Here is a 24,691-nt window from a genome sequence, read left to right as displayed (position 1 = left end):
TCAGCTCGTCCTGCGAAACAGGGCCAGCGCCGGGATCAGCGCCAGGATGAGCAGATACCGGCCGTAGTCGGTGACGAACAGCACGGCGTAGTCGCTCGATTCCAGGCGGCTTGCCGCGCGTTGCCCGATGCCCTCGGCGACGGTCCAGGGCTCGCTCGCCGCGGCATAGAAACCGTCGCCGGCTTCAGCCAGGCCCTCCAAGCCGCCCGGATCGGGCGCCGGCATGTCGCCGGGCCGCAGGGTGGGCTCGACGAAGATCGCCGAGACATGCACGCCGGCCTCTCGCATCGACGCGGTTTCGGCGAGAGCGTCCGGACCGATGCCGTCGCCGTCGGTGATCAGCACCACGTCGCCATTGACGATGTTCGCGTCGGCAAGCGTCCGGCCTGCCAGCGCCAGCGCGCGGTCGGGGCGGCTGCCGGTGGCCGGCACGGTCTCTGCGTCGAGGACCGCAAGGGTCGAGCCGAGCGCCTCGGGGTCGCTGGTGAACGCCGTCGCGACGAAGGCGTCGCCGGCGTAGACGATCAGCATGACCGGCCGCGATCCGGCCCGTTGCAGCACCAGCTGGGCGGCCGCCTCGGCATCGTCGAGCCCGCCGCCCTCGGCGACCGAACGCGACACGTCCATGGCGAGGACGATGCCGTCGAGATTGCGGAAGGTCGGCGGGTTGCTGTCCCGCAAGCCCGGTCCGGCGAGTGCCAGCACGATCGGCGCGGCGATGAAGATCGGCAGCCATTTGCGCCGCGTCGCGCCGGGCACGACACTACCGAGACGCTGCATCGTCGCCAGAAGCTTCGGTTCGACGGCTCGCTCCCAGCCTGCGAGCCCGCGCGACCGGTGGGCGTCGATCATCGCCACCACTGCGAGCAGCGGGAGCGCCAGCAGCCAGTAAGGCCGGAGCAGCACGAAACCGATGGCGTCGCTCATGCCAGTCGCCTCCCGCCGAGGACCAGGCCGAGCGACAAGAGCAGGGCAAGGCTTCCCGGATAGACCCAGTAGGCGCGATGGATCTGGGCCGCCGGGCGGTCGAAGGCGCTGGTCTCCAGCGCGTCGATCGCGTCCGTCACCGCTTCGAGGTCCGCGCTTGTGCGAACCCGAAACGTCTCGCCGCCGCTCTCGCTTGCGATCGAGCGGAGCGTTGCCGTGTCCACCGCATCGCGCGACTGCGGCGCGGTCTCCAGATCCTCCGGTCCGAGCGCGATCGTATGAACGCGGATGCCGAGGCGTCTGGCAAGGGCGCCGGCGTCGTCGGGCTGCACGGTACCGGCATTGTTGGCGCCGTCCGACAAGAGGATCACCACGCGCGAGGCCGCATCGGAGCGCTCCAGCCGCTTCATTGCCAGGCCCAGCCCGTCGGCGATGGCGGTGGAGCGGCCGGAGATGCCGATCACGGCCTCTTCGATCGCCCTGGCGACGGATTCGACGTCGAAGGTGAGGGGCGCGGCGAAATAGGCGGTCTCGGCGAAGATCACCAGGCCCACCCGGTCGCCGGCGCGGCTGCGCACGAAGCTGGAGGCGACGCGCTTGACGGCGTCGAGACGGGAGACCGGGGCGCCGTCGAGGGCGAAGTCCTCCTTCTCCATGCTGCCGGAAAGGTCGATGGACAGGACGATATCGCGGCCGCTCGTCGGCAGCGCCGCCACGGGCTCGATGCGTTGCGGCCCCGCCAGGGCGACGACCAGCGCAAGCCACAACATGGCCGGCAGGAGACGCCGAGCCCGAGCCTTTACGCGGTTGGCAGAACCGGCTGTCAGCCGTTCGGCAATCGCGGCCGGCACGATCAGGGCGCCGGTGGCGGCGCGGCGGGGCGGCAGAAGAAGGAGCGCCAGAAACGGCAAGGGCACGAGCAGGAAGGCATAGGGGAAGGCGAAGCTCCACATGGTCACGCCCCCCTGCCGGATCGATGCAGCGAGCCGGCAAATTCCAGGATCGCGGCATCGATCGCTTCGGGGTCGGCCGCCCCGCCACGCCGATACAGCGCGTCTCCCATCGTCGCCCGCGCCCGTGCCAGCGCGCTGCCGGTTTGGCCGGGCCGGCGGCTTGCCCGTTCGCGTTCGGTCGCCAGTCGATCGAGGAGCACGGCCTGGCGGAACAGCCGCTGCTCGACGGGCATGCCTCTGGCCGCCGCCAGCTCCCGTCGAGCGACGGTCAGCGGCGTCTCCTGCAGGCGTGTGGCGAGCCGCAGGACCGCGAGCAGCGCCAACGCTGCAAGGATGCCGAGCGCTGCGCCCGCGAATACATCGGCCCAGGCAAAAACCTGCAATTCCGGCGGCAGGCGCACCGGGCGCAACTGCGCGAGCAGATCAGGATCGGCCGGCATCGAAGCCCTTTGACAGTTCCGCCAGCGACTGAGCCATCGCTTCGGAATCGGCGTCGGCATCGACCACGCGCACCTCGGCGCCCAGCCGTCCGAGCCGCTCCAGGCGCGGGTCGGGCGTCGCGGCCGATCGTCCGCGGCCGGTGACGAAGGCCCAGCGGAGAGTCGATCCGGCGCCCGTCAGATAGGGATAGGCGCCGCGGGGCGGTGCGGTCTCGAACCGGTCGCGGACGAGCAGCGCCACCAGCCTGGCTCGGCGCCTGAGTGCCGCCACCAGCGGGTCGAATGCGGCGCCCGGCTCATCGAGACCGGTCGCCAGAAACAGCGTGCCGTCGCGAGGCACGAGCGAGACGGCCCCCTCCAGCGCCGTGGAAAGGGCGGGGTCACTGCGGCGGCCCGCGGCCGCGGCTTCCATGGCGCCCGCATGGGCGCGCGCCAGACCGCCGGCGACGGCGGCCATGCCGCGCTCGCGGCCGCGCGGCGCGACATAGAGCGGTGCGCCGGCGCCGATCGCGAAGACGCCGACCCGTCCGCCGGCCTCGATCACCCGCCAGCCAGCGAGCGCAAGGGCCGTCGCCGCCGCCACCGACCGGAGACGGCCGCTTGTGCCCCACAGCATCGAGGGCCGAAAATCCGCGACCAGCAGTGCGGTCTTCTCGCGCTCGTCGCGGAAGGTACGAACATGCGTCCGGCCGGTGCGCGCGGTTGCGGCGGCATCGACATGGCGGATGTCGTCGCCCTCGGAAAAGGGCCGGACGTCGACGATCTCGAGGCCGTTTCCGCGACGCTTGCCGGCAAAGCCTCCGGGGCGGCCGGTGGGCGCCAGGCCGCGTTCCGGGATATGGCGGACGAGAAGGCGCAACCGGAATAGTTCGTCGGCGTCGACCTCTGCCCCGGCGTTCGCCGCTTGCGGCAGGATGCGGCTCATCAGAGTGGCTGGACGATGTCGAGCAGCCGGGTGACGAGACTGCGCGCCGTCACCCCGTCCGCCGCCGCCCGCCACGTCGGCACCAGACGGTGGGCGAGGATGTCCGGAGCAAGTTCGGCAACGTCGTCCGGAACGGCATGGTCGCGGCCGTGGAGGAACGCCCGGGCCTTGGCCGAGGCCGCCAGCGCGAGCGTGCCGCGCGGCGAGACCGGGTGTTCGATGGCGCGGCGGATATCGGGTGCCGGCTGCTCCTCGCGCGTCGCCATCACGAGGCGGACGATATAGTCCTTGAGGGCCGGCGCGAGATGGACGTTGGCCGCCGCGCGGCGCGCCGCGACGATGGCGGCGGCGGTCACCGGATGCGGCATGCTCGGCGCGGCGCCGCTGGCCTCGCGCTCGACGAGGTCGAGGATCGAGAGCTCGGAGCTGGCATCCGGCATGTGCACCAGCACATGCATCAGGAAACGGTCGAGCTGTGCCTCGGGGAGGGGGAAGGTGCCCTCGTGCTCGATGGAGTTCTGGGTGGCGACGACCATGAACGGTTCGGGCAGCTTGTAAGTCACGCCGCCGGCCGTCACCTGGTTCTCGGCCATAGCCTCGAGCAGTGCCGACTGCACTTTCGGCGGTGCCCGATTGATCTCGTCGACGAGAACCAGCGAGTGGAAGACCGGCCCCTCGACGAACTCGAAGACGCCCCGCTCGGGGCGGAAGACCTGGGTACCTGTCAGGTCGGCCGGCATCAGGTCGGGCGTGCACTGGATGCGGGAGAACGATGATTCCAGCCCGTCCGCCAGCCGCTTCACCGCTCGCGTCTTGGCGAGGCCCGGAGGTCCCTCGATCAGAAGATGACCGCCGGTCAACAGACCGATCATCAGGCGCTCGACGAGCGGTTGGTGCCCGATGAGCCCGGTCTCGACGGCGCGCTGCAGCGCCGCGAGCGCGTGGTCCCCGGATTGACCCGCGGAAGCGGGCTCGACGGGACGTGGCTTTACGGGTGACTGCTGCATGGCACTGCCGATCCTGACCAGACGTTCCTTCGCCGCGGGTCGGTGCCACTCCCCCCGGACTCACCCATTATGTCGCAAGCCTCCATGCAAAGGTAGGGGAAGCTTTCGTTTCCTTAGCAAATCGCCCGGCGGGCTGGCCGACCACAGACCGAACTGTTACCGGGTCACCCCATGTTCTTCACGGCGGACACGCATTTCAACGACCCGCGGATCCTGCGAATCGACCGGCGGCCGTTTCCGGACCTCGTGGCGCATGACGAAGCGCTGATCGGCTACTGGAACGAGATCGTGGGAGAGAGCGACATCGTCTGGCATCTCGGCGATTTCGCGCGCGGCGACGCCGGAATGAAATCGGCGCTGCTGGCGCGGCTCAACGGCCGCAAGCAGCTGATCGTCGGCAACAACGACGACAGCGCGACGATTGAGGCTGTAGGCTGGGAAAGCGTGCAGACCTACAAGGAACTCACCGTCGACGGACGCCTGGTGATCCTCTGCCACTACGCTTTCCGGACCTGGAACCAGATGGGCAAGGGCTCAATCGATCTGCACGGGCACTCGCACGGCAAGCTCAAGCCGCAGACTCGCCAGTACGACGTGGGGGTGGACGCTTGGAACTTCCGGCCGGTGACCCTGGCGCAGATCCTAGCGCCGCGCCGGCGCCGCACCGGCGCGGCGGTCGGCCAGCTCCCCGGCTGATCCGCGCGATCAGCCGGGGCCGCGGGCGGTCAGCTGTCGGTGTCTACCGGATCGTCGCCGCTCCAGTCGGCGCCGACGAGGTTGTGTCCCGGATCTCCGACCCGGACGCTGCTGGTGCTGTATCGCTCGTAGGACTGCCGCTGGGCTTCCGACAGCGCGAACGACGCGATCACGGCGACGATTCCCGCAATGACGATCCCGGAAATGATGGCTTTCACTGGTTCTCTCCGGGAGTGGCGGTCGGTGCCGGGGCAGCCGGTGCGGCCGTCTGCTGGTACTGAAGGTCGAGGGCCGCCAGCGCGATCAAGGCAGGCGGCATGTCCACTCCTTCGCGGCGCATCGACCGGGCGGCCTGCTGGCAACCCGCTATGTCGTTGGCATCGGCGAGAGCCTGGCCTTCCTCGAGCGACATGGTCGGCGCCTTCTTCTCCGGTTCCGGCGATGCCGGGATCGGCGCACTGAGACCCGAGGTCTGCGGCGCGTTCTGGCCGGAGCCTGCAGCAACGGGCGCGTTGCCATCCTGGGGGGCCTCTACCGCGGCACCTGCCTGGTTGGACGAATCCTGCGCCGAACCGCCTTCCGACTGTTCACCCGCTGCCTGGCCGTCTGCCGCTTGCGGCTGCGCCTCGCTGTCCAGAGCGCCTTCTTCGACCGGCGCTTCCGCGTCGCCTGGCGCTGCCGGCGGCGCTTCGGCCTCGTCGGTGGGAGCCGCCGGTTCGGGTTGCCCCGGCGCAGCAGGCTGGGCCCCGGCCTGGTCGGCCGGTGCAGCCGGTGCGGGCTCACCGGGAGCGGCGGGCTGAGCCGCTGCCTGGTCGGACGGAGCGGCCGGTGCTGGCTGGCCGGACGCTGCCGGCGGCGCAGAAGGCGCCGCCTGGCCTGCCGGCGCGACTGCCGGCTCGGGCGGCTCCGGCGTCAGGAAGGTCACCAGCTCCGTACATAGATTGGCAGGACCACTCGCGGTTGCTGCCGCCGGTGCGCCAGCAGCGGGAGACTCAGCGGCGGCCGCGGCGGGCGGTGTCGACGTCGCGGCAGCCGGCGGTGCGGGCGCCTCGGTCGCGGAAGGCGCCGGCGCCGCGGCGGCAGGCGGTGCCTCTGTGGCTGCGGCGGGAGGTGCCGGGGTGGCCGCGGGCGGTGTCGTCGCGGCGGGCGGGGCCGCCGTCTGCGCCAGCGCAAGCGGCGTTGCCGCTGCCGAGGCGGCGAGGAGCATGATCAGTCTGGTAAGGCGCATGTTCGTCACTCCGCCGGCGTCGCGTCGGGACGCAGCTGCGCCCCTTTCGCCGTCTTGGCCTGCTCTTCCTCGACCCACAGGCTGTGATGGGTCTTCGCCCAGCCGAGATCGACCTTGCCGCTGCCCATGGCGTCGTAGGCGCCCTTCATGCCGAGCGAGCCGATGTAGATGTGAGCGATCATGATGGCGACCAGCAGCACGCCGACCGTGGCGTGGATGTACTGCGCGGTCTGCATGCCGTTGACGTCGAGCGCGGAGAAGGGGAACAGCATCAGGATGCCGGTGATCGACAGCGCGACGCCGCCGAGCGCCACCGCCCAGAAGATCATTTTCTGCCCGGCGTTGAAGCGGCGGGCCGGGGGATGATGATCGCCGACGAAGCCGCCGAGTTCCTTGACCCAGCGCACGTCCGTCTTCGACGGGATGTTGTCCTTGATCCACACGACGATCATGAAGATCACCCCGAGCATGAACGCCCAGGATACGTACATGTGAATGTACTTGCCCCACTGGCTCATCGTCGCGAAGGCGTCGGGACCCATGATCGGTGCCAGCAGGCGCTTGCCGAAGATGTAGTTCAGGCCCGTCAGCGCGAGGAGGATGAAGGCGGTGGCCGTCATCCAGTGGTTGAACCGCTCGAAGAAGCTGAAGCGCAGGATCTTGCGGCCGGTGAACTCGCTGGGTTCCGTCAAGATCCGGCCACGGACGAAGTAGAAGATCGCCAGAGCGGCCAGCATGCCGAGAATGGCGATGCCGGCGATCCACGGCAGCCAGCCCTCGCGGAAGGCGCGGTAGTCACGCCCCTGGGGCTGCTCGAGGATCGCGGATTTGCTGTCCGGGATCGAAACGCGGCCGTCGATGCGGCCGCCCTGCAACGCGTTCAGGAGCTGCTGTTCGGTGGGCGCCTCGGTCGTGGGATTGGCGCCGCTCGGATCGGCGCCGTCGGGCAGGGCGCCGCCCGGCGGGTCAATGGAGTCGGTGCGCGCCGGCGTGTTGCCGCCGTCGATCTGCGCCGTTGCCGGCAGGGTGGCAAAGGCCGCCAGTGCCAGTGTCGCCCCGAAGGCGAGCGTGCGGATGATCCTCATCGCAGTCTCAAGCCTCCACGGTTTCGCGATAGGCCGTCTGCCAGCCCCAGGCGCCGGTGCCGTAGCCGCGCATGGCGACGCGCTCCTTGTAGATCGTCGCGATGATCTCGCCGTCGCCGGCGAGCAGCGACTTGGTCGAGCACATCTCGGCGCACATCGGCAGCTTGCCTTCGGCCAGGCGGTTCTTGCCGTATTTCGCGTACTCGATCTCGGAGCTGTCGGCTTCCGGGCCGCCGGCGCAGAAGGTGCACTTGTCCATCTTGCCGCGCGAGCCGAAATTGCCGACCCGCGGATATTGCGGCGCGCCGAACGGGCAGGCGTAGAAGCAGTAGCCGCAACCGATGCACAGATCCTTCGAATGAAGGACGACGCCGTCGGCAGTGGTGAAGAAGCAGTCGACGGGGCAGACCGCCGCGCAGGGCGCGTCGGTGCAGTGCATGCAGGCCATCGACACCGAGCGTTCGCCCGGCTTGCCGTCGTTGAGTGTCACCACCCGCCGCCGGTTGATGCCCCAGGGCACGTCGTGCTCGTTCTTGCAGGCCGTGACGCAGGCATTGCACTCGATGCAGCGGTCCGCGTCGCAGAGGAATTTCATCCGCGCCATTGTCTTGTCGCCTCCTTAAGCCGCTGCGATCTGGCAGAGCACAACCTTGGTTTCCTGCATGCCCGTCACCGGATCGAATCCGTAGGTCGTCAGGGTATTTACCGATTCACCCAGCACCAGCGGGTCCGTCCCGGCCGGGTAATGCGGGCGCCAGTCCTCGCCCTGGTAGTGGCCGGAGAAGTGGAAGGGCATGAACGCCACGCCCGGTCCCACCCGCTCCGTCACAAGGGCCTTCACCCGCGTCCGCGCGCCGTTCTCGGTTCCCGATACCCAGACGATCTGGCCGTCGCTGACGCCGCGCGCCGCGGCGTCAGCCGGGTTGATCTCGACGAACATCTCCTGCTGCAGCTCGGCGAGCCAGCGGTTCGAACGGGTTTCCTCGCCGCCGCCCTCGTACTCGACCAGGCGGCCGGAGGTGAGGATGATCGGGAAGTCCCGCGCGACGTTCCGGTCGACCGCCGACTGCTGCACCGACATGCCGATATTCGGAATGCGGAACTGCATCTCGTCGGGACGCGTCGGGTACTTGGCGACCAGGTCCGGGCGCGAGGTGTAGATCGGCTCGCGATGGACCGGCACCGGATCGGGCAGGTTCCAGGCGACGACGCGGGCCTTGGCGTTGCCGTAGTGCATGACGCCGTGGTCCATGCAGACGCGCTGGATGCCGCCCGACAGATCCGTCGCCCAGCTGACCGCGTCGGGCTTGTCGGCGCCGATCCGCAGGATCGTCGCGCGCTCTTCCGGTCGCAGGTCCGTGTCCCAGCCGAGCTTGCGCAGGATGCCGTAGTTGATCTCCGGGTAGCCGTCGGTGAGTTCGGAACCGGCGGAGAAGGAATCCTCGGCCAGCAACGTCGCGCCGTTGCGCTCGACGCCGAACCGGGCGCGGAACGTGCCGCCGCCTTCCCACACCGGCACGTCCGTGCGGTAGAGGATCGGCGATCCCGGATGCTTCATCTCCGGCGTGCCCCAGCACGGCCAGGGCAGGCCGTAATACTCGCCCCCAACATCGGGCGTGTCGGCCGGCGCCCGCAGCGTGACGAGGTCGAACTTGTCCTGGTTGCGCATGTGCGCCTTCAGGCGCTCCGGCGACTGGCCGCAATAGCCCGTGGAGAAGCCGCCGCGGTTGATCTCGCGCAGGATGTCCTCTGCGAGCACATGGCCGCCCTCGACCGCGATATTCTTGAACATGTCCGCGCTGAAGCCGAGCTTCTCCGCGAAATCATAGATCACGTCGTAATCATTGCGGGACTCGAAGGCCGGCTCAACGATCTTCTCGCCCCACTGCAGCGAGCGGTTGGACGCCGTCCGCGAGCCGTCGCATTCCAGCGAGGTGGCGATCGGCAGGAGATAGGTGCCGTTGCGTCGGCCCTTGATGGCGCCGAACGTCGTCGCATGCGGGTCGGCGACGACCAGCAGCTCGAGCTTCTCGAGCGCCTTCATCATCTCGGGCATGCGCGTTACGGTATTGCCGCCATGGCCCATGATGAACATGCCACGCAAGGCCGAGCGCTGGTCGATGTCCTCTTCCGGCAGGTTGACCGCATCGAACCACCTCGTCGAGGTGATGCCGGGGGTCTCCATGTTGTCCTTGCGCGACCGGGCCTTGCGACCGCCCTTTTCCGGGACCTCGTCGAAGCGGCCCTGCAGCCACTCGTATTCGACTTCCCAGACGCGGGACCAGTGCTTCCAGCCACCCTCGGTGAGGCCGTAATAGAGCGGCAGCGACGTGACATCGAGGCCGAGATCGGTCGCGCCCTGGACGTTGGTGTGGCCGCGGAAGATGTTGGCGCCGGTGCCCGGCTTGCCGACATTGCCCGTCGCCAGGCAGAGCGTGCAGTAGGCCCGCACATTGGCCGTCCCGACGGTGTGCTGGGTCGCGCCCATGCACCAGATCAGCGTCGACGGCTTCTCCTGGCTGAACAGGTAGGCGATCCGCTTCAGCTGTTCGCCGGAAACGCCGGAGACCCGCTCCACCTCTTCAGGCGTCCACTTGGCGACTTCCTTGCGGACCTCGTCCATGCCGTAGACGCGGGTGCGGATGAATTCCTTGTCCTCCCAGCCGTTCTCGAAGACGTGCCAGAGAATCCCCCAGATCACCGGAATATCGGTGCCCGCGCGGATGCGGACATACTCGGTGCCATGCGCGGCGGTGCGGGTGAAACGCGGATCGATGACGATCATGTTGGCGCGGTTCAGTTCCTTGCCGGCCAGCACGTGCTGCATGGCGACAGGGTGCGCTTCCGCCGGGTTGCCGCCCATGATGATCATGGTCTTGGCATTGCGGATGTCGTTGTAGGAATTGGTCTGGGCGCCGTAGCCCCAGGTGTTGGCGACGCCGGCGACGGTCGTGGAGTGGCAGATGCGCGCCTGGTGATCCACCGAGTTGGTGCCCCAGAAGGCGCCGAACTTGCGGTACAGATAGGCGCCCTCGTTGGTGAACTTCGCCGAGCCGAGGAGATACATCGCGTCGGCGCCGGACTGCTCGCGGATCTCGAGCATCTTGTCGCCGATCTCGCCGATCGCCTGTTCCCATGACAGGCGCTGCCACTCGCCGTCGACGAGCTTCAGCGGATATTTCAGCCGCCGGTCGCCGAAGACGATCTCGCGGATCGCGGCGCCCTTGGCGCAGTGCGTCCCGCGGTTGATCGGGCTCGACCAGCTGGGCTCCTGGCCGGTCCAGACGCCGTTCTGCACTTCCGCGGTGACCGTGCAGCCGACCGAGCAGTGGGTGCAGATATTCTTCTTGATGGTGATCTCGACGCCGGGCATCGGCGCGGGAATGGCGGCGTCTGCCTTGCGGACGGCACCGGGCAGCATCGAGCCGAAGGCCGCGAGGCCGCCGACGGCGATACCCGAGTGCTTCAGGAAGGTGCGGCGATCGACGCCCGGGGAACGGGCGGCGACAGCCGTTGGAATAGCGCGGCCGGGCTGGCCGTCTTTGCGCTTGGTCAGCATGGCCGCCTCACTTCCTGTCGAGGGTTTCGTAGCCGTTCGTGCGGTAGAACGCCTGCACGTCGGCACTTTCCGGCTGATATTTCGTCCGCGTCTCGTCTTCGCCGGGATCGTAGGCCTCGGCATCCGTCACCATCGCCGGGGTCATGACCGCGGCAGTCGCGGCAAGGCCCGCGACGCCGGTGGCGCTGCGCAGGAACGTGCGGCGATCGATGGGCTCGCGCTTGTTTGTCGTCATCGTTTCTCTCCCGAAATCCGGCGGGGCAGCCGGATCATGCGTTCTTCGGCCGTCACGCCGCGAGGGCGAGGGCCTCGGATTCGATCGTCATGAAGGTCCGGCCAAGGATGGCCACGTGCTTGTAGAATTCTGCGGCCTCTGCCGAAGCGAGGTCGTCGAAGAAACGCGGTGCCCAGGGCTGGAGATGAGCCTGGAAGAAACGCGTTCCGGCGTCGTCGGGCGTCTCGAACGAGCCGCCGAGCAGGCCTGCCATGACCTCGCAGAGGACGCCGACATGGTCCTCCAGCTCGACCAGGTCGGGCGAGCGCTCGACACCCAGCGCCGCCAGGTCCTGACGCAGGCGGGCCAGCGGCTTCTCCTGCAGGAACCCTGTCAGATAGAAGGATTCATACGGTACGATCTCGCCGCGGCCGACGCCGATGAAGAGGCGGAAATACTCGCGCTCCAGTACCGTCGCTCGGGCGGTTCGCGCCGCTTCGGCCAAGGCCGCATGGGCACGCCCGAGCGGACTTGCGTCGCCTTTGAGAGCAGCCAGGAGCTGCAGCGTCGATTCGCTGGGCGCAGAGGTCAGCAGGGTCGCGAGCAGCGCGTAGTGATGGCCGCGGAAAAGATCGAACGAATGCTGGCTGCCGAGCGCCTCTGCGTCGCCGGCCCCCGGTTTCACTGCCGCAAACTCCTGCGGAGCCTCGCTCATTTTCGCACCCGTGGGTGCCTAAATTCGGCGCATTCATTCATGGCGCGATCCTAAAGTGCCACGGCACATGCGCCAAGCGTTTTTTGTAGTCATTCCAAATAGCTTGCGCCTGCTCAAGATGGCAGCGCGCCGCCATGCCGGGTTGCCCGGGCAACAGGCAGTTGATCGTCGGGGCCAGGGTCTACGTCCGGGAGCGCGGGCCGGTCTGGCTCGGAGTAAGCGGCCGGTGGGTTCCCTGTCCCTCGATCGGGCAGGGACTCGATCAATTCTTCGCGTTCAGGGAGCGCTTCGGGCTCACGTACTGGTGCTTCCGGAGCCGGCTCGTAGAGGCCGCGAACGATCTTCCCGACATCGGTCGTCGCCGAGAGAGGACCCGAGAGCGGCATGCCCCCCGGCGTGTTCCAGTCCCAGGCATAGTCGCGGGCGTCGCCTATATAGTCGCGGATCGACGGATCGAGGCTCCAGATCCGCCGCAAGGCCCGGTTGCGCAGAGCGAGGGGGACGCCCTGGCGGAGGAACCCCGTGATGTCCGACCAGGTGGTCACCGCATCCGGATCGGGAAGGGCTGCAAGTTCCTCATCGGTGATAGCATTGCCCGATGCATCAGCCTCGAATGTCGGCGTGGGCGAATCGCCGGTTTGCGACGGGGCATCGATTGCCTCGTCCGGCTCCGGGGATGCGTCTTCCAGCTTGCGGCGCGACCAGCGCGCGAAGAAGTCATTGCTCATGGATGCCATGTTTGCGCGATACCGTCACATTGCAAGCGCGCCGTCCCATTCGTCCCGGGGCTCCCGCACGTCGCTTTAGTGTTCGAGGCCTGCCGATGATCCGCCTGTTGCTTTCGGTGCTTGCCGTCATCCTGGCGGTCCCCGCTATCCATGCGGCGGAGCTGCGAGGCCATGGCGGACCTGTCCGCGGGCTCGCTGTCAGCCCCGACGGCGCCTCGGCGCTCTCCGGCAGCTTCGATTCGACGGGGATCCGCTGGGCGCTGGCGACGAGCTCCGCCGAGCAGGTGCTGCGCTTCCACGACGGCGCGGTGAACGCGGCGATTCTGCTGACGGACGGACGGGCCGTCACCGGCGGCGAGGACGGCCGCATCGCCATCTGGACGGCCGATCACACCAGGCCGGAGCGGATACTCGAAGGCCATCAAGGCCCGATCGTCGCGCTGTCGCTATCGGCCGACGGCCAATTCCTTGGATCGGCGGCCTGGGACGGGACGGCACGGATATGGCCGCTGGCGGGCGAGACACCAGCGCGAATCCTCGAAGGCCACACCGGCAACGTCAACGGCATCGCGTTCCTCCAATCCGGCGAGGTCGCGACGATCGGTTACGACGCCACCCTGCGGATATGGCCGAAGACCGGTCCGGCACGCGTCCAGACGCTGCCGACGCCCCTCAACGCGCTCGCGGTCGTGCCCGGCGCCGACATGCTGGCAATCGGCGGCGCCGATGGGCGGCTGCGACTGGTTCGAGCCGACGGCACAATTGAGGCCGAGGCCGAGATCTCGCCGACGCCGGTGATAGCCGTCGCCAGCGACGGGCGCCGCATCGCGGCATCCGGCCTGCGCGGCGCCATCGCCATTCTTGCCGCCGAAGACCTCACGCCCGAACGGACGCTGGTCGGCCCGGGTCTGCCGGTCTGGTCGCTGGCTTTCGTACCCGGCACGGACCAGCTTCTGACGGGTGGCAACGACGCCGTCATCCGGCGCTGGAATGCGTCGACGGGCGCCAGCCTCGGTTCGGGCATAGCGGGGGGCCCTTCCGATCCGCTGGCAGAATATGCCGGGGATCCGGGCGCCAGCGTCTATCGCGCCTGCGTCGCCTGCCACACGCTGCAGCCTGGCGAGGGGGTGCGGGCGGGCCCGACGCTGCATGGCATCATGGGCCGGCCGATCGCGTCGCTGCCTGACTACGACTACTCCGCCGCCTTCGCGAACCACGACATCATCTGGACGCCCGAGACGGTGGCGCGGCTCTTCGAGATCGGCCCGCATGCCTATACGCCCGGGACGAAGATGCCCGAGCAGACGATCAACCGGGCGGTCGATCGGAAGGCATTGGTCGAGTTTCTGGAGCGCGCGACCCGCTGACAGGGCGAATCAACCGGCTCACGCATCCCACTGATTGCGTTCGCTCTTGTAGTCGTCCGCCGTACGCGTCTTCGGGCGCTGCGCGCCGGCGTAGGGGTCGATCCCTTCGTTGAGCACCGCCTCGACGCGGCAATCCTCGCACATGCGGATGGCATCCAGCCGCCGGGCGTTCTCGCCGGAGAACATCCAGTGCGAGCCTTCCAGCTTGGCGATGACCCGCTCGATCGTGCTCTTGGTGCCGAACGGCTTGGCGCAATTGATGCAGCAGAAAGGCTCTTCTTCCTTCAACGTCCTGCGCGGTGCAGCCCATGCGTCGAAGTCGAGCTGCGGCCGCAGCGTGATCACGTCTTCGGGGCAGGTGGCCTCGCAGAGACCGCACTGGACGCAGGCGCTTTCGAGGAAGCGCAGCATCGGCCGGTCCTCCCCTGCCGACAACGCGCCGGTGGGACAGGCGGTGACGCAGGAATGGCAGAGCGTGCAGCCATCGACCTGGACATCGACCGCGCCGAAGGGCGCGCCTTCTGGCAGCGCGACGACGGGCACCGGCGCTGGCGCAACCTGGTGCAGCATGCCGAGGCTGAGCTCGAGCAGGCCGCGCTTGTTGCCGACCGGCTTGAAGCTCGCGGGCTCGGGGCTGGGCGTGCCCAGCGGCTGCTGTGCCAGGCCGAACAGCACCTCGGCCGGCTCGTCGGCGTGAACGATGCCGCAGGCGCCGTCGCCGTAGCCCAGCGCCTTGGCCGCGTCGGCCGCGAGCGCCACGGTGGCGCCCAGCGTCACGATGCCATTGCGGGGCTCGCGCCTAGCCAGGATCCGTACCGCCGAAGCGCCATAGGCCAGCGCGGCGGCGAGGCTCTCCAGCCCGATCTGCTTGATCTCGTTGACCGGGAAGGGAAGGACGTTGGGCGCCAACGCATCACCGATCGCCTCGATCAACGGGCCGCCGACATAGCCATCATGGAAAAGCACGACGGCGTCGCGGCCGCCGGCGGCGCGATATTCCAGCAGCAGCGTGCGCAGGCGGTCGAGCTGCAGGTCGACGGTCGGCAGCGTGTAGGAGGCTGCGCCTGTCGGGCAGACGGCGGCGCAATTGCCGCAGCCGGCGCAGACGAAGGCGTCGATTGCCACATGGTCGCCGACTGGGGCGATCGCCTCCATGGCGCAGGCATCGAGGCAGCGCGTGCAGCCGGTGATGCCGGAGCGCGAATGGGCGCAGAGTTCCTTGCGGTAGGCGACATAGACCGGCTTGTCGAAATCGCCGACCAGATCGGCGGCTTCGGCGATCGTCGCCGCAAGTGCATCAGGATCGGCGGGGTCGGCCTTGAGATAGCCGTCGCGGGCCTCGTGCGCCGGAAACAGCGGCGCCTCGCCCGACAGATCGAGGATCAGGTCGCAGCGCGAGACCGCGCCATCGCGCACCGCGCCGAAGGCGACGCTGCCGTCCGCCGCCGGTCGCGGCGGCGCGAAGCCATCGACGACGACCTCGTAAGCGCCGAAATGCCCCGATGCCGACGCGACGCGGCCGCGCGCCACGGGAAAGGGCAGCGGTGTCGGGATCGTGATCGTCGACGTATCGGCCAGCAGGACGGTGACGTCGAGGCTCTCCGCCAGGCGCTGCCCCGCCTCGATCGCCGTCATGTCGCGCCCGTAGATCAGCACCACGCCGTCGCTGTGCAGCGAGAGAAGCGGCGGTTCTGGCAGGGTCAGGGCGGAAAGGGCCGAACGGGCTATGTCTCGCGGAATGACGTCCGCTTCGGTAATGGTCACGGTTCGGAGAGTCTCCTTGGCGCGAACGTCAAGCGCATTGGCACCTAGTCTAGAACGATTATAAGCTGGTGCAAGCCGTTAATCTCATATGGATTTCATGTCCCTGTCCCACAATGCCGCGCTCAGCCTGCCGCCGCCGTTTCATCTGGTGACGCTTCGCGAGGCGGGTGACGCCTACGCCCACGCCCAGTCCATTGCCGCCGCCGACGGTGCCGGCACGCTGGTCTGGGCCCGTCGCTTCCACATGACTGAGTTCGCTGTGGTGCTCGAGCCCGAAGAGCCGCTAGCGTCGGCGAGGCGCGTCGTCTATGCGGCGGGCAATGCCCTGGCCGATGCCCTCGCCATCCATGCACCGCCGCAGCAGCCAATCGGATTCGACTGGCCGGGCGGGCTGCGCGTCGACGGGGCTCTGGTGGGCGGCCTGCGCCTCGCCTGGCCGACCGGCGCGGCGGAAGACGCGGTGCCGGACTGGCTGGTGCTCGGCTGCAGCGTGCGGATGATCGTGATGCGCGCTGGTGAGCCCGGCTTTCGCCCGCTGCTGGGGGGGCTGGACGAGCAGGGGTTCGAAGAACTCGACCCGGCAGCGCTCATTGAGGGGTTTTCCCGGTATTTCCTGCGGGAGATCAACGAGTGGAACGCCGAGGGATTCGGTGCGGTACAGACGCGCTGGCTTCAGCGCGGCGAGGACGACGTCGTCGCCTTGCCTGACGACAAGCTGCTGGCCGAGGCGCTGCGCGTTCCCGCTTGGCTCGATCCGGCGACGGGGGCCCCATGGCTTTGAAACTGCCGCGCACCATCCGCCTCGATCCGTCGGACACTTTCGTCTTCGCCCGCGCCGCCGAGCCCGGCGAATGGGCTGTGTCGGGGTCGTTCTGTTTCTTCAACGACGACATATCGGCGCTTGGCGGCCAGGAGCGGCAGGCTTTCCGATCGGGCTTCCTGGGGATTTCGAGCTTCGCCTGGTCGACGCTCGTGGTGGTGACGGAAGCGACCGAGGCGGACCACGAGGCAGCGCTCGCGGGGCTCGCGGCGCAGCTCGTCGAGCGTCTCGGCGCGCCCGACATGGAGACGGCCCGGGCGGCGGCAGCCGAGGAGATCGCCTTCGCGGCCTCGCTCTGCGACCATCCGGTCAACACGGTGCTCGCCGTGCAGCGGTCGATGGAGGAGGAGGGCATCCGCGAGCGCTTCCGCACGCTGCAAAAGCGCGAGGGCCTGGTCGAACACAGCCGGGCCTTCGACATCGTGGTGGACGAGGCCGACTATGTCGAGCATGTCGACCTTCACGCACTCCGGCAGGACAAGGCATGAGCGATTTCTGGGTTTCGTCGGGCCATCACCTGCTCGACCGCAACGAGGACGGCTGGCTGGTGCCGACGGATGCGTTCCTGAAGGCGTATTTCGCCCGGCCGGAACTGATGCCGCCGGAGGAGGCCTGCGACGCCGAGCGGGCGCTGCATGCGGCGCTGCTCGCCGATCCGAAACGGCCGGTGACGGCGGACGAGATCGCCGGCCTGGCGGACGAGGATGCGCGCGAGAACTGGGAGGTGATGCTCGCCTTCCGCGACCGGCTGCTGGCGCATCCGACGCTGGAGGCGGCCTATCTCGATCTGGTGCGAGGCGGGATGAGCGGCACGCCGCCGCTCTTCGTCAACCAACTGACGCAGGTGATCCTGCGCAACGCGCTGGAGGGATGCACCGACGCCTTCGTGCTGCGTTCGGCGGAGCTGTTCTTCCGGACGCAGCGCAGCAGCGCCCACGAGGGCGCGCTGCTGCTCGCCGATGCCGAAGTTGTGGAGCTGCAGGAAGAGAGCCGCCGCAACACCGCGCCGCTGCTGATGATGTTCAGTGGGCCGACGATTACCGAGCTCGACATTCTCGATGCCGAGAACGAAGCCTCCTACGGCCACCGCAACGAGGCATTCGACCTGGTGCTCAGCTTCGGCGGCGGCCTCTCCTCGCGCGCCGGCCTGGCGAAGGCCATTGAGATCTGGGTGCGCCATCTCCTGGGCGTCGCCGTCAGCGTCGAGCCGGTGGCGCACGCGGAGGAGGCGGACTGGGCCTGGTTCGTCGGGCTCGACGTCGATTCGATGCGCGTCGGCAACCAGCTCTGGCGCGGCGAGGCGACGCGGGACGCAGACCTCGAACGCATCATCGGCCTGTTCGCGCTGCGCTTTGACGACCCGGCCGAGGCGTTTCCGTCGATCGGCGACCGGCCGGTCTGGCTATTCCTGTCGACCACGCCCGACGGCATGGTGCGGATGAAGCCGCAGAACCTGATTGCCGGCCTGCCGCTGCGCGGCCCGGCGGAGACCAGCTGATGGCCGATACCCCTGCCTTCCGGGTCGGTGTCGTCGTCGAGCGCCGGCCGTCCTCGAGCCCATGGGCCGAGCATGCCTGGCGCATCGCCGCAATCGTTCCCGAAGCGCCGGGTACGCCCGACGGTCAGGTGCTCGGGCAGGAGGGCGATGCGACGCTGATCTATGCCGGCGCGAGCGATGTCGAGTTCCACCGCGTCGAGACGGCCAATTACCGCGACAATCTCGCCTCAGGCCACGCGGGGCTCTGGGTGACGCTGGCGCTCCTGCCGGAAGAACCGGGGATCCGGCTCGTCGCCGTCACCGCCGATCCGGCCGAGGGCGAATCGATGACGGAGATCGGCGATCTCCTCGTCGAGGTCGCGCCGATGCCGCCGGAGATCGCCGAAAGGCTCGCCGAGTTCGTGCGGGTCCATCACGTCGAGCGGAAATTCATCAAGCGCAAGCGCGACTGACGTCCACGGCTCGGTGCGGGCCGCAATGCCACCGTCTGTTTCAGGCGGGATCGGCCGGTTTCTCTATCAGAAACACGCTACGCTCGCCGTCACGCCCGGTGTTTTCCAGCCGGTAGCCCATCTCGTTGACGAGATGGGGGATGTCGATGAGCGCCAGGGGATCGGTGCAGCGCACCTCGAGCCGGTCGCCCGGCGCGATGCCGCCCAGCGCCTTGCGGGTCTTGAGCGCCGGCAGCGGGCATTTGAGGCCCGACAGGTCGAGGATGGTGGTGGTCATGTGTTGGCGACGATGGCCGGGCGGCGTGGCGCCGTCAACTGAACTTCATTCTTCATCGCGTGTCTCACAGCAGGCTTGAATAGGGAAGGAAATCGACGATGTCGCCAGGTGCGACTCCGACGCTGTCCTCGCGCAGTTCGACCAGCCCGTCCGTCTCGACCAGCGAGGAGAGGAGGCCGGCGCCCTCGCGCGGGAACTTCACCGTCTCGACGCTGCCGTCGTCGGCCCGGCGGATGGTGACCCGGACGTATTCCCGCCGGCCGGCCTTCTTTCGATACGCAAACGCCGCGCGCAACGGCGTCGCCACCAGCGCCGGCGCCCTTGCCCCGGCGAGCGCATGGATCGCGGGGCGGGCGATGCGCGCGAAGGTGACGAAGCCGGCGACGGGATTGCCGGGCAGGCCGATGAAGGCCGTCCCGTCGATCACGCCCATCGCCACCGGCCGGCCCGGCTTGATCGCGACGCGCCAGAACACCAGCGTGCCGACGCTCTCGACGCTGGCCCGGACATGGTCTGCCTCGCCGGTGGAGACCCCGCCGGAGGTGAGGATGAGGTCGTGGCCGGCGGCGGCATCGCGCAGCACGCCGGCGATCCGCTCGCGGTCGTCGGCGAGGATGCCGAGATCGGTAACGGCGCAGCCGAGGCGACGCAGCATGGCGCCAAGCATGAAGCGGTTGGAATCGAAGAGCTGCGCCGGCGCGCGCGGCGCGCCCGGCGCGACGATCTCGTTGCCGGTGGAGAACACCGCGACGCGGACCCGCCGACGCACGACGATCTCGGTGAAGCCAAGCGCTGCGGCGAGCGCCACGTCCTGCGGCCGTAGGATCCGGCCCGCCAGAAGGACGACGGTGCCGGGGGCGACATCCTCGCCCGCGGGCCGAACATTAGCGCCGCGCTTCAGGCCCGCCGGGAAGACGATGCGCCCGTCCTCGGCGACCCGCACGTCCTCTTGCATGAAGACGGTGTCGGCGCCTGCCGGCATCGGCGCGCCGGTGAAGATCCGTACGGTCTCGTCCGGGCCAAGCCGTCGGGCCGACGCCATGCCGGCCTGCAGGCGCTCGGCGACCCTGAAGGTAGCCTCGCCCTCGGCGGGCAGGTCGGCACCGGCCAGCGCATAGCCGTCGACGGCCGAGTTGGTGAAGGGCGGCAGCGGGAAGGGAGCGGTGAGGTCCTCCGCAAGGACCCGCCCATCGGCCGAATCCAGCGGCACCGTCTCGCGGCCTTCGACCGCCGGCAGGCGCTCGGCGATCAGGGCGACGGTGTCGTCGACTGTTTGCATCGGTCCGCCAAAGGCGAAGCAGTCGTCGGAAAGTTGCGCCATGGCTCCTTCGGTCGTCTTCCTGATCTGATCGGCGGTCTCGCGCCACCCCGCCAATTGCGGGACGGCCTGCCGGCATCTAGGTAAGAGCCATGCAGCACACAACGATCCGACCCGATGCGCCCCTCGTCCTGCCGGACCCCGACAACCCGCTTCTGACGCAAGCCGTCACGGGTGTCGACCATAATGGCGTTACCGTCGACATCCGGGTGCCGGTGGAGCGGACGCTGACGCTCTACCTCAACGCCCAGGAGATCGTCACGATGATGACGATCAACGACCATCCGGAATATCTGGCGCTCGGCTACCTGCTCAACCAGAACATGCTCAAGCCCCGCGACGTCGTCACCGAGGTGGAATACCACGACGACCTGCAGGTCGTCGTGGTGCGGACCGAGGCCGGAACGAATTACGAGCAGAAGCTGCGCAAACGCACGCTGACCTCCGGCTGCGCCCAGGGCACGGCCTTCGGCGACCTCATGGAGTCGATGGAAGGGGTGGTGCTGCCGCAGGCGGAACTGCGGACCTCCTGGCTCTACCATCTGACCCGGACGATCAACACGACGCCCTCGATCTACCTGGCGGCCGGTTCCATCCATGGCTGCGTACTCTGCCGCGGCGACCAGCCACTCTGCTACATGGAGGACGTCGGCCGCCACAATGCCGTCGACAAGATCGCCGGCTGGATGTTCCGCAACGAAATCGATTCGGCCGACAAGATCATGTACACGACCGGCCGGCTGACCTCGGAAATGGTCATCAAGACGGTGCGGATGGGCATTCCGGTGCTCGTCTCGCGCTCCGGCTTCACCGCCTGGGGCGTGGAGCTGGCGCAGAAGGCCGGACTGACGCTGGTCGGACGCGCCCGCGGCAAGCGCTTCGTCGCCGTTGCCGGCCAGGAGCGCATCGTCTTCGACCTCGACATCGAGGCGACGCCGGATGCGCCGCTGGGCGACCGCCAGGGCTACCGGCCGTGACCGGGGCTGGCGCTGCGTACCCGGCGACGCTTGGGGTCATCCTCGCCGGCGGGCTGGCGCGCCGGATGGGCGGCGGCGACAAGCCGATGCGGACTGTCGCCGGGCGGCCGATCCTTGATCACGTCATCGAGCGCATCGCCCCTCAATGCGACGGGCTGGTGCTGAACGCCAACGGCGACCCGGCGCGCTTCGCCGCCTGGGGGCTCCCGGTGATCGCCGACACGGTCGAGGACTATCCCGGCCCGTTGGCGGGTATCCTCGCGGCGCTGGAGTGGGCCGCGGAACACCGGCCGGACGTCGAATGGGTGGCGAGTGCGCCGGGGGACTGCCCGTTTTTGCCGCGCGACCTGGTTTCGCGGCTCCATGAAGCGCGCGTCGCCGCCGGCGTGCCGCTGGCCGTCGCGACGTCCGGCGAGCAGGCGCATCCGGTCGTCGGTCTCTGGCAGGTCGGGCTGCGGCAGGACCTGCGCCAGGCGCTGGTCGAGGAGGGCTTGCGCCGGGTCGACCGCTGGACGGCGCGGCACGGCGTTGCCGCCGTCGCCTGGCCGGCGCTGCCGGTCGATCCGTTCTTCAACGCCAATACGGTCGAAGACCTCGCCGAGGCGGAGCGGCTGGCGGCAAGCCTGCCGGCCTGAGGTCAGGCTTTCGCGAAGCCGGCATCCTCCAGCGCCCTGGCGGCCTCCGGCGATGCCAGCGCCTCCAGGAAGGCGGCGACGCCCGGCCGCTCTTTTCGCGCCGTGACGAGGGCGAAGTCGTAATGCTCCTCGGTCAGCGGGATGAACGCCAGGCCGGCGGCGGCAGCGACGGGTTCGATGGCGACGCCCCAGTCGGCGCGTTGCTGTGCCACGGCCGCGGCGACGGCGTTGTGCGACTTCGGCTGGTTGAAATAGCCGTCCGGGCGGGCCCCGCCGAGCAGCCGGTCGATCAGGATCCGGGTTCCTGCGCCCTGGTTGCGGTTGACCATCAGGCAGTCGGGATCGGCGAGCGCAGCAGTGACGGCCTCCTCGGCCGAACGCCCGTCGAACCGCGGGTCACCCGGACGGTGGACGATGCCCTGCATGCGCCGCCAGCCGCGGACGAGTTCCAGCCCGGGCGCCAGGAACGGTTCGTTGTAGGTACCGGTCTTTTCGTCGAAGAGGTGGATGGGCGCGAGATCGCATTCGCCGCGTCGTGCGGCGGCGAGGCCACCGAGGCTGCCGACCGCCAGCGTTCGCACCAGCAAGCCCCTGCGCACCAATGGCGCTGCGACCCTGTCGAGCCCGACGCAATGGCTGCCGATCAGCACGAGGTCGGGGACCCGCAGTTCCGGGGTGAACAGCATGACCTTCGCCCGCGAGCCGGCCGGCAGATGATCGGCCAGCGCCTCGATGCGCAGGAAGCCGTCGGCCTGGGCAAAGGATGTGATGGCACCCGAGCCCTTGCCGGTCGGATAGGCGACAAGCCCCTCGGCGCCCTCGACCAGCGAGGTCATGACGAATTCGGTACGCCCCAGCTCCGAGCCGATGCGCACCGGGACCGTCGCTTCGACCGAATGCTCCGCCCGCGGCGGCAGGCCGGCCATGCGGCGCAGCACAGGGGCGATGATGTCGTGGAAGGTGAACATCGCCGAGGTCGGGAAGCCGGGCAGGATGACCACGGGCTTGCCGTCGCAGACGGCGAGGCAGAGTGGCTTGCCCGGCTTCAGCGCGACGCCGTGGGCGAGAATGCCGGGTGCCCCGAGCCGCGGCACGATGCGATGGCTGACGTCGCCGGCGCCCTTGGAGGTGCCGCCCGAAAGGATCAGCATGTCGTGCGAGGCCAGCGCCGCGCGCATCGCCGCTTCCAGTACCGCTTCCTCGTCGGGGAAGGCGCCGAGGAAATGTGGCTCGCCGCCGTTCTCGGCGACGGCAGCGGCGACGATCGCGCCGTTGACGTCGTAGATTGCCGCGGGACGCAGCGCCTCGCCGGGCGGCACGAGTTCGTCACCGGTGGAGAGGATTGCCACGCGGGGGCGGCGGGCGACGGGAATGGCGGAAATGCCGCAGGCGGCGAGCATGCCGATCTCGCGCGAGCCGATCAGCGTGCCGGCGCGTAGCAGCACTTCGCCACGGGCGATATCCGAGCCGGCATAGGAGACGAACTGGCCGGGGCTCGCGGCCCGGCGGATCTCGATCCCGGCCGCCTCGTCGGCCGGCTGGGTGTGCTCGACCATCACGATCGCGTCGGCGCCGCGCGGCACGGGGCCGCCGGTGGCGATGGGGGTCGCGGTACCCGGCCCTACCGGCAGCAGCGGCTGGGTGCCGCAGGCGATCGTCTCGCCGTTGAGGCTCAGCGTCGCGGGCAGCGACTCGCCGGCACCGGCAAGGTCCGCCGAGCGGATGGCGAAGCCGTCGACATTGGCGCGGTCGAAAGGCGGCACGTCGATTGGCGCGACGACGTCCTCGGCCAAGGCCGCACCGAGGGCCGAGCCAAGTGGTCGCAACTCGGTCGCTGCTCGTCGCGGAAAAAGTGCCGCCTCGAATCGCGAAAGGGCTTCCTCGCGCGAGAGGATCGCGAGGAACTGTTCCTGCTCGTGGCTGCTGCCGCCGGCAGCAGCCACTGGCGGCACGGGGTCATGCGTCATGCGATGCTCGTAGCAGAAACCGGGAAGGCCGCCACCGGCGTTCCCGCCGCGTGACCCTCGCTGTCACCCGGCACGGCGAGCCACGCTTCGGCCTCGGCGAGGCGGTGGAGCGGAAAGCGCCCGATCGCCAGCGGAAGCCAGGTCTCTTTTGCTTCACGGAGCAGGACGAGCTCGGTGACGCCGACGGCGGAGGCGATCTTGCGGGCGAGCGGCAGGATGCGGGCAGGCGGCCGGGCGCGTCCGGAGAGACGGTCGATGACCGGTCGGACTAAGGTCCAGAAGGCGGCCAGTGCCTGGTCCGGGCTGCCGGGCAGGGCGATGACTGGCACCGGGCCGCGCCGGCCGATCGCCGTGGTGGTGCCGGGCGCCTGCGCGATGCCATGCGCCAGCAGGATGCCGCTTGCCGCGAGCGCTCCGGTGGTGACGTCGCCAGCACCGGCGCCGGTGCCGCCGACCATGACGATGATGTCGTCGTCGGCGGCCTCGACCGCGTCGCCGATGGCGGCGACGTCGCGGGCGACGGCGGTCATCGCCGCGACCCGTGCGCCGGCGGCCCGGGCGAAGTCGGCGACGAGTTCGGCGCTTGCGGCACTGCCGGTGTCGCCGCCAACGTTCAGGAGATGCAGTTTCGGCCGGCGGACCGGCAGATCGGTCAGGCCAGCCTGCCGGGCGACGAGGATGTCCAGGGTACTGATGGGCCGCCCCGCGGTGATTGGCAGGAAGCCCGCCGGCAGATCCTCGCCGCGTCGGCTCATACCATGCCCGGACACCACCTCGCCGGCGATCTCGACCAGCGGGCCCGTGCGGTCGACGAACCCCGCCTCGACGACGCAATCACAGCCGTCAGGGAGCGGATCGCCGGGCTCGACCCATCGCAGCGGGCCGGCGGGCACGACCGGCGAATAGGGCGAGGCACCGAGCAGATCGGCGGCCGCGAAGGCGAAGCCGTCGATCGTGGCCGTGTCGGCTGCCGGCAGCGAGGCGGCCAGCGGCGCCGCTTCCGCCGCCACCCAGCCGAGCGCTTCAGATAGCTTCAGGCGGGTTGCCGCGATCGGGTGCAGCCCTTCCGTAAGAAGGGCCAGAGCCGCCTCGACAGGGGTCAGCTCAAGGGCGGGACTCGGCACGATGATCATCGCCCA

The 24,691-nt window shown here is 69.2% G+C and carries 26 protein-coding genes; 8 read left to right on the top strand and 18 right to left on the bottom strand.

What is annotated here, in order from left to right:
* Genes GGR03_RS05335 through GGR03_RS05315 form a run of 5 tightly spaced genes read right to left on the bottom strand, consistent with a single transcriptional unit; the run spans position 1 to position 4,252 of the window.
* Positions 1–927, bottom strand: a complete 927-nt coding sequence (locus GGR03_RS05335) for a vWA domain-containing protein (protein WP_183206489.1) — start codon at positions 925–927, stop codon at positions 1–3.
* The gene (locus tag GGR03_RS05330) at positions 924–1,880 is read right to left on the bottom strand and encodes a VWA domain-containing protein (protein ID WP_183207040.1); all 957 of its coding nucleotides are present in this window, start codon (positions 1,878–1,880) and stop codon (positions 924–926) included. The genes GGR03_RS05335 and GGR03_RS05330 overlap by 4 nt, the downstream gene beginning before the upstream one ends.
* 2 nt (positions 1,881–1,882) lie before the next feature.
* Positions 1,883–2,320 (bottom strand): hypothetical protein, encoded by a 438-nt coding sequence (locus GGR03_RS05325; protein ID WP_183206488.1) that lies wholly within the window; start codon positions 2,318–2,320, stop codon positions 1,883–1,885.
* A complete protein-coding gene (locus GGR03_RS05320; RefSeq protein WP_183206487.1) occupies positions 2,304–3,245 on the bottom strand; it encodes a DUF58 domain-containing protein in 942 nt (313 codons plus the stop codon). The genes GGR03_RS05325 and GGR03_RS05320 overlap by 17 nt, the downstream gene beginning before the upstream one ends.
* The gene (locus GGR03_RS05315; RefSeq protein WP_183206485.1) at positions 3,245–4,252 is read right to left on the bottom strand and encodes an AAA family ATPase; all 1,008 of its coding nucleotides are present in this window, start codon (positions 4,250–4,252) and stop codon (positions 3,245–3,247) included. Before GGR03_RS05315 ends, GGR03_RS05320 begins: the two co-directional genes overlap by 1 nt.
* A 171-nt stretch (positions 4,253–4,423) precedes the next feature.
* Between GGR03_RS05315 and GGR03_RS05310 the strand changes: the two genes are divergently transcribed.
* Complete coding sequence (locus GGR03_RS05310; RefSeq protein WP_183206484.1) at positions 4,424–4,948, top strand: metallophosphoesterase; 525 nt, start codon at positions 4,424–4,426, stop codon at positions 4,946–4,948.
* Positions 4,949–4,977: 29 nt separating this feature from the next.
* Here the strand turns inward: GGR03_RS05310 and GGR03_RS05305 are convergent, their stop codons facing one another.
* The 8 genes from GGR03_RS05305 to GGR03_RS05270 all read right to left on the bottom strand — a co-directional run bounded on the left by GGR03_RS05305 (position 4,978) and on the right by GGR03_RS05270 (position 12,477).
* Positions 4,978–5,166, bottom strand: coding sequence for a hypothetical protein (locus GGR03_RS05305; protein WP_183206483.1), 189 nt, complete (start codon positions 5,164–5,166; stop codon positions 4,978–4,980).
* The gene (locus GGR03_RS05300; RefSeq protein WP_183206481.1) at positions 5,163–6,176 is read right to left on the bottom strand and encodes a hypothetical protein; all 1,014 of its coding nucleotides are present in this window, start codon (positions 6,174–6,176) and stop codon (positions 5,163–5,165) included. The genes GGR03_RS05305 and GGR03_RS05300 overlap by 4 nt, the downstream gene beginning before the upstream one ends.
* Before the next feature lie 5 nt (positions 6,177–6,181).
* Positions 6,182–7,255 carry a formate dehydrogenase subunit gamma gene (locus tag GGR03_RS05295; protein WP_418885010.1) on the bottom strand — a complete coding sequence of 358 codons (1,074 nt, stop codon included), beginning with the start codon at positions 7,253–7,255 and terminating at the stop codon, positions 6,182–6,184.
* Positions 7,256–7,268: 13 nt separating this feature from the next.
* The gene (gene fdh3B / locus GGR03_RS05290) at positions 7,269–7,865 is read right to left on the bottom strand and encodes a formate dehydrogenase FDH3 subunit beta (RefSeq protein ID WP_183206478.1); all 597 of its coding nucleotides are present in this window, start codon (positions 7,863–7,865) and stop codon (positions 7,269–7,271) included.
* Between the two features lie 15 nt (positions 7,866–7,880).
* The gene (locus GGR03_RS05285; RefSeq protein WP_183206477.1) at positions 7,881–10,820 is read right to left on the bottom strand and encodes a formate dehydrogenase subunit alpha; all 2,940 of its coding nucleotides are present in this window, start codon (positions 10,818–10,820) and stop codon (positions 7,881–7,883) included.
* Between the two features lie 7 nt (positions 10,821–10,827).
* Positions 10,828–11,055, bottom strand: a complete 228-nt coding sequence (locus tag GGR03_RS05280; protein WP_183206476.1) for a formate dehydrogenase — start codon at positions 11,053–11,055, stop codon at positions 10,828–10,830.
* Positions 11,056–11,107: 52 nt separating this feature from the next.
* Positions 11,108–11,719: a TorD/DmsD family molecular chaperone gene (locus GGR03_RS05275; protein WP_343058652.1), complete on the bottom strand. Its 612-nt coding sequence runs from the start codon at positions 11,717–11,719 to the stop codon at positions 11,108–11,110.
* A gap of 143 nt (positions 11,720–11,862) precedes the next feature.
* A complete protein-coding gene (locus GGR03_RS05270; RefSeq protein WP_183206474.1) occupies positions 11,863–12,477 on the bottom strand; it encodes a DUF3306 domain-containing protein in 615 nt (204 codons plus the stop codon).
* A gap of 95 nt (positions 12,478–12,572) precedes the next feature.
* Between GGR03_RS05270 and GGR03_RS05265 the strand changes: the two genes are divergently transcribed.
* Entirely contained in the window at positions 12,573–13,844 is a 1,272-nt protein-coding gene (locus GGR03_RS05265) for a c-type cytochrome (RefSeq protein WP_183206473.1), read from the top strand.
* Between the two features lie 18 nt (positions 13,845–13,862).
* Here the strand turns inward: GGR03_RS05265 and GGR03_RS05260 are convergent, their stop codons facing one another.
* Positions 13,863–15,608 carry a 4Fe-4S dicluster domain-containing protein gene (locus tag GGR03_RS05260; protein WP_183206472.1) on the bottom strand — a complete coding sequence of 582 codons (1,746 nt, stop codon included), beginning with the start codon at positions 15,606–15,608 and terminating at the stop codon, positions 13,863–13,865.
* A gap of 97 nt (positions 15,609–15,705) precedes the next feature.
* On the opposite strand from GGR03_RS05260, the gene GGR03_RS05255 reads away from it, so the two are divergent.
* Genes GGR03_RS05255 through GGR03_RS05240 form a run of 4 tightly spaced genes read left to right on the top strand, consistent with a single transcriptional unit; the run spans position 15,706 to position 18,378 of the window.
* Entirely contained in the window at positions 15,706–16,389 is a 684-nt protein-coding gene (locus GGR03_RS05255; RefSeq protein ID WP_183206471.1) for a biotin/lipoate--protein ligase family protein, read from the top strand.
* Positions 16,380–16,916: a DUF6505 family protein gene (locus GGR03_RS05250; protein ID WP_183206470.1), complete on the top strand. Its 537-nt coding sequence runs from the start codon at positions 16,380–16,382 to the stop codon at positions 16,914–16,916. Before GGR03_RS05255 ends, GGR03_RS05250 begins: the two co-directional genes overlap by 10 nt.
* A complete protein-coding gene (locus GGR03_RS05245) occupies positions 16,913–17,926 on the top strand; it encodes a DUF6352 family protein (RefSeq protein WP_183206468.1) in 1,014 nt (337 codons plus the stop codon). Before GGR03_RS05250 ends, GGR03_RS05245 begins: the two co-directional genes overlap by 4 nt.
* The gene (locus GGR03_RS05240) at positions 17,926–18,378 is read left to right on the top strand and encodes a DUF3305 domain-containing protein (RefSeq protein WP_183206467.1); all 453 of its coding nucleotides are present in this window, start codon (positions 17,926–17,928) and stop codon (positions 18,376–18,378) included. The genes GGR03_RS05245 and GGR03_RS05240 overlap by 1 nt, the downstream gene beginning before the upstream one ends.
* Before the next feature lie 40 nt (positions 18,379–18,418).
* On the opposite strand, the gene GGR03_RS05235 is transcribed toward GGR03_RS05240, so the two are convergent.
* Together GGR03_RS05235 and GGR03_RS05230 are read right to left on the bottom strand one after the other, a co-directional pair.
* Entirely contained in the window at positions 18,419–18,655 is a 237-nt protein-coding gene (locus GGR03_RS05235) for a sulfurtransferase TusA family protein (RefSeq protein WP_183206466.1), read from the bottom strand.
* Between the two features lie 64 nt (positions 18,656–18,719).
* Entirely contained in the window at positions 18,720–19,976 is a 1,257-nt protein-coding gene (locus GGR03_RS05230; protein ID WP_183206465.1) for a molybdopterin molybdotransferase MoeA, read from the bottom strand.
* A gap of 89 nt (positions 19,977–20,065) precedes the next feature.
* Here GGR03_RS05230 and GGR03_RS05225 point away from each other — a divergent pair, with 89 nt between their 5' ends.
* Together GGR03_RS05225 and mobA are read left to right on the top strand one after the other, a co-directional pair.
* Positions 20,066–20,950: a formate dehydrogenase accessory sulfurtransferase FdhD gene (locus tag GGR03_RS05225; RefSeq protein WP_183206464.1), complete on the top strand. Its 885-nt coding sequence runs from the start codon at positions 20,066–20,068 to the stop codon at positions 20,948–20,950.
* Entirely contained in the window at positions 20,947–21,585 is a 639-nt protein-coding gene (gene mobA / locus GGR03_RS05220) for a molybdenum cofactor guanylyltransferase MobA (protein ID WP_183206463.1), read from the top strand. The genes GGR03_RS05225 and mobA overlap by 4 nt, the downstream gene beginning before the upstream one ends.
* Before the next feature lie 2 nt (positions 21,586–21,587).
* Here the strand turns inward: mobA and GGR03_RS05215 are convergent, their stop codons facing one another.
* Together GGR03_RS05215 and GGR03_RS05210 are read right to left on the bottom strand one after the other, a co-directional pair.
* Entirely contained in the window at positions 21,588–23,552 is a 1,965-nt protein-coding gene (locus GGR03_RS05215; RefSeq protein WP_183206462.1) for a molybdopterin biosynthesis protein, read from the bottom strand.
* Positions 23,549–24,685, bottom strand: coding sequence for a molybdopterin-binding protein (locus GGR03_RS05210; RefSeq protein ID WP_183206460.1), 1,137 nt, complete (start codon positions 24,683–24,685; stop codon positions 23,549–23,551). The genes GGR03_RS05215 and GGR03_RS05210 overlap by 4 nt, the downstream gene beginning before the upstream one ends.
* Positions 24,686–24,691: the final 6 nt, after the last annotated feature.

This window comes from Aurantimonas endophytica (assembly GCF_014196845.1).
GTDB lineage: Bacteria > Pseudomonadota > Alphaproteobacteria > Rhizobiales > Rhizobiaceae > Aurantimonas > Aurantimonas endophytica.
The sequence above is the reverse complement of the archived record's forward strand: the minus strand, read 5'-3'. Positions and strand labels throughout refer to the sequence as shown.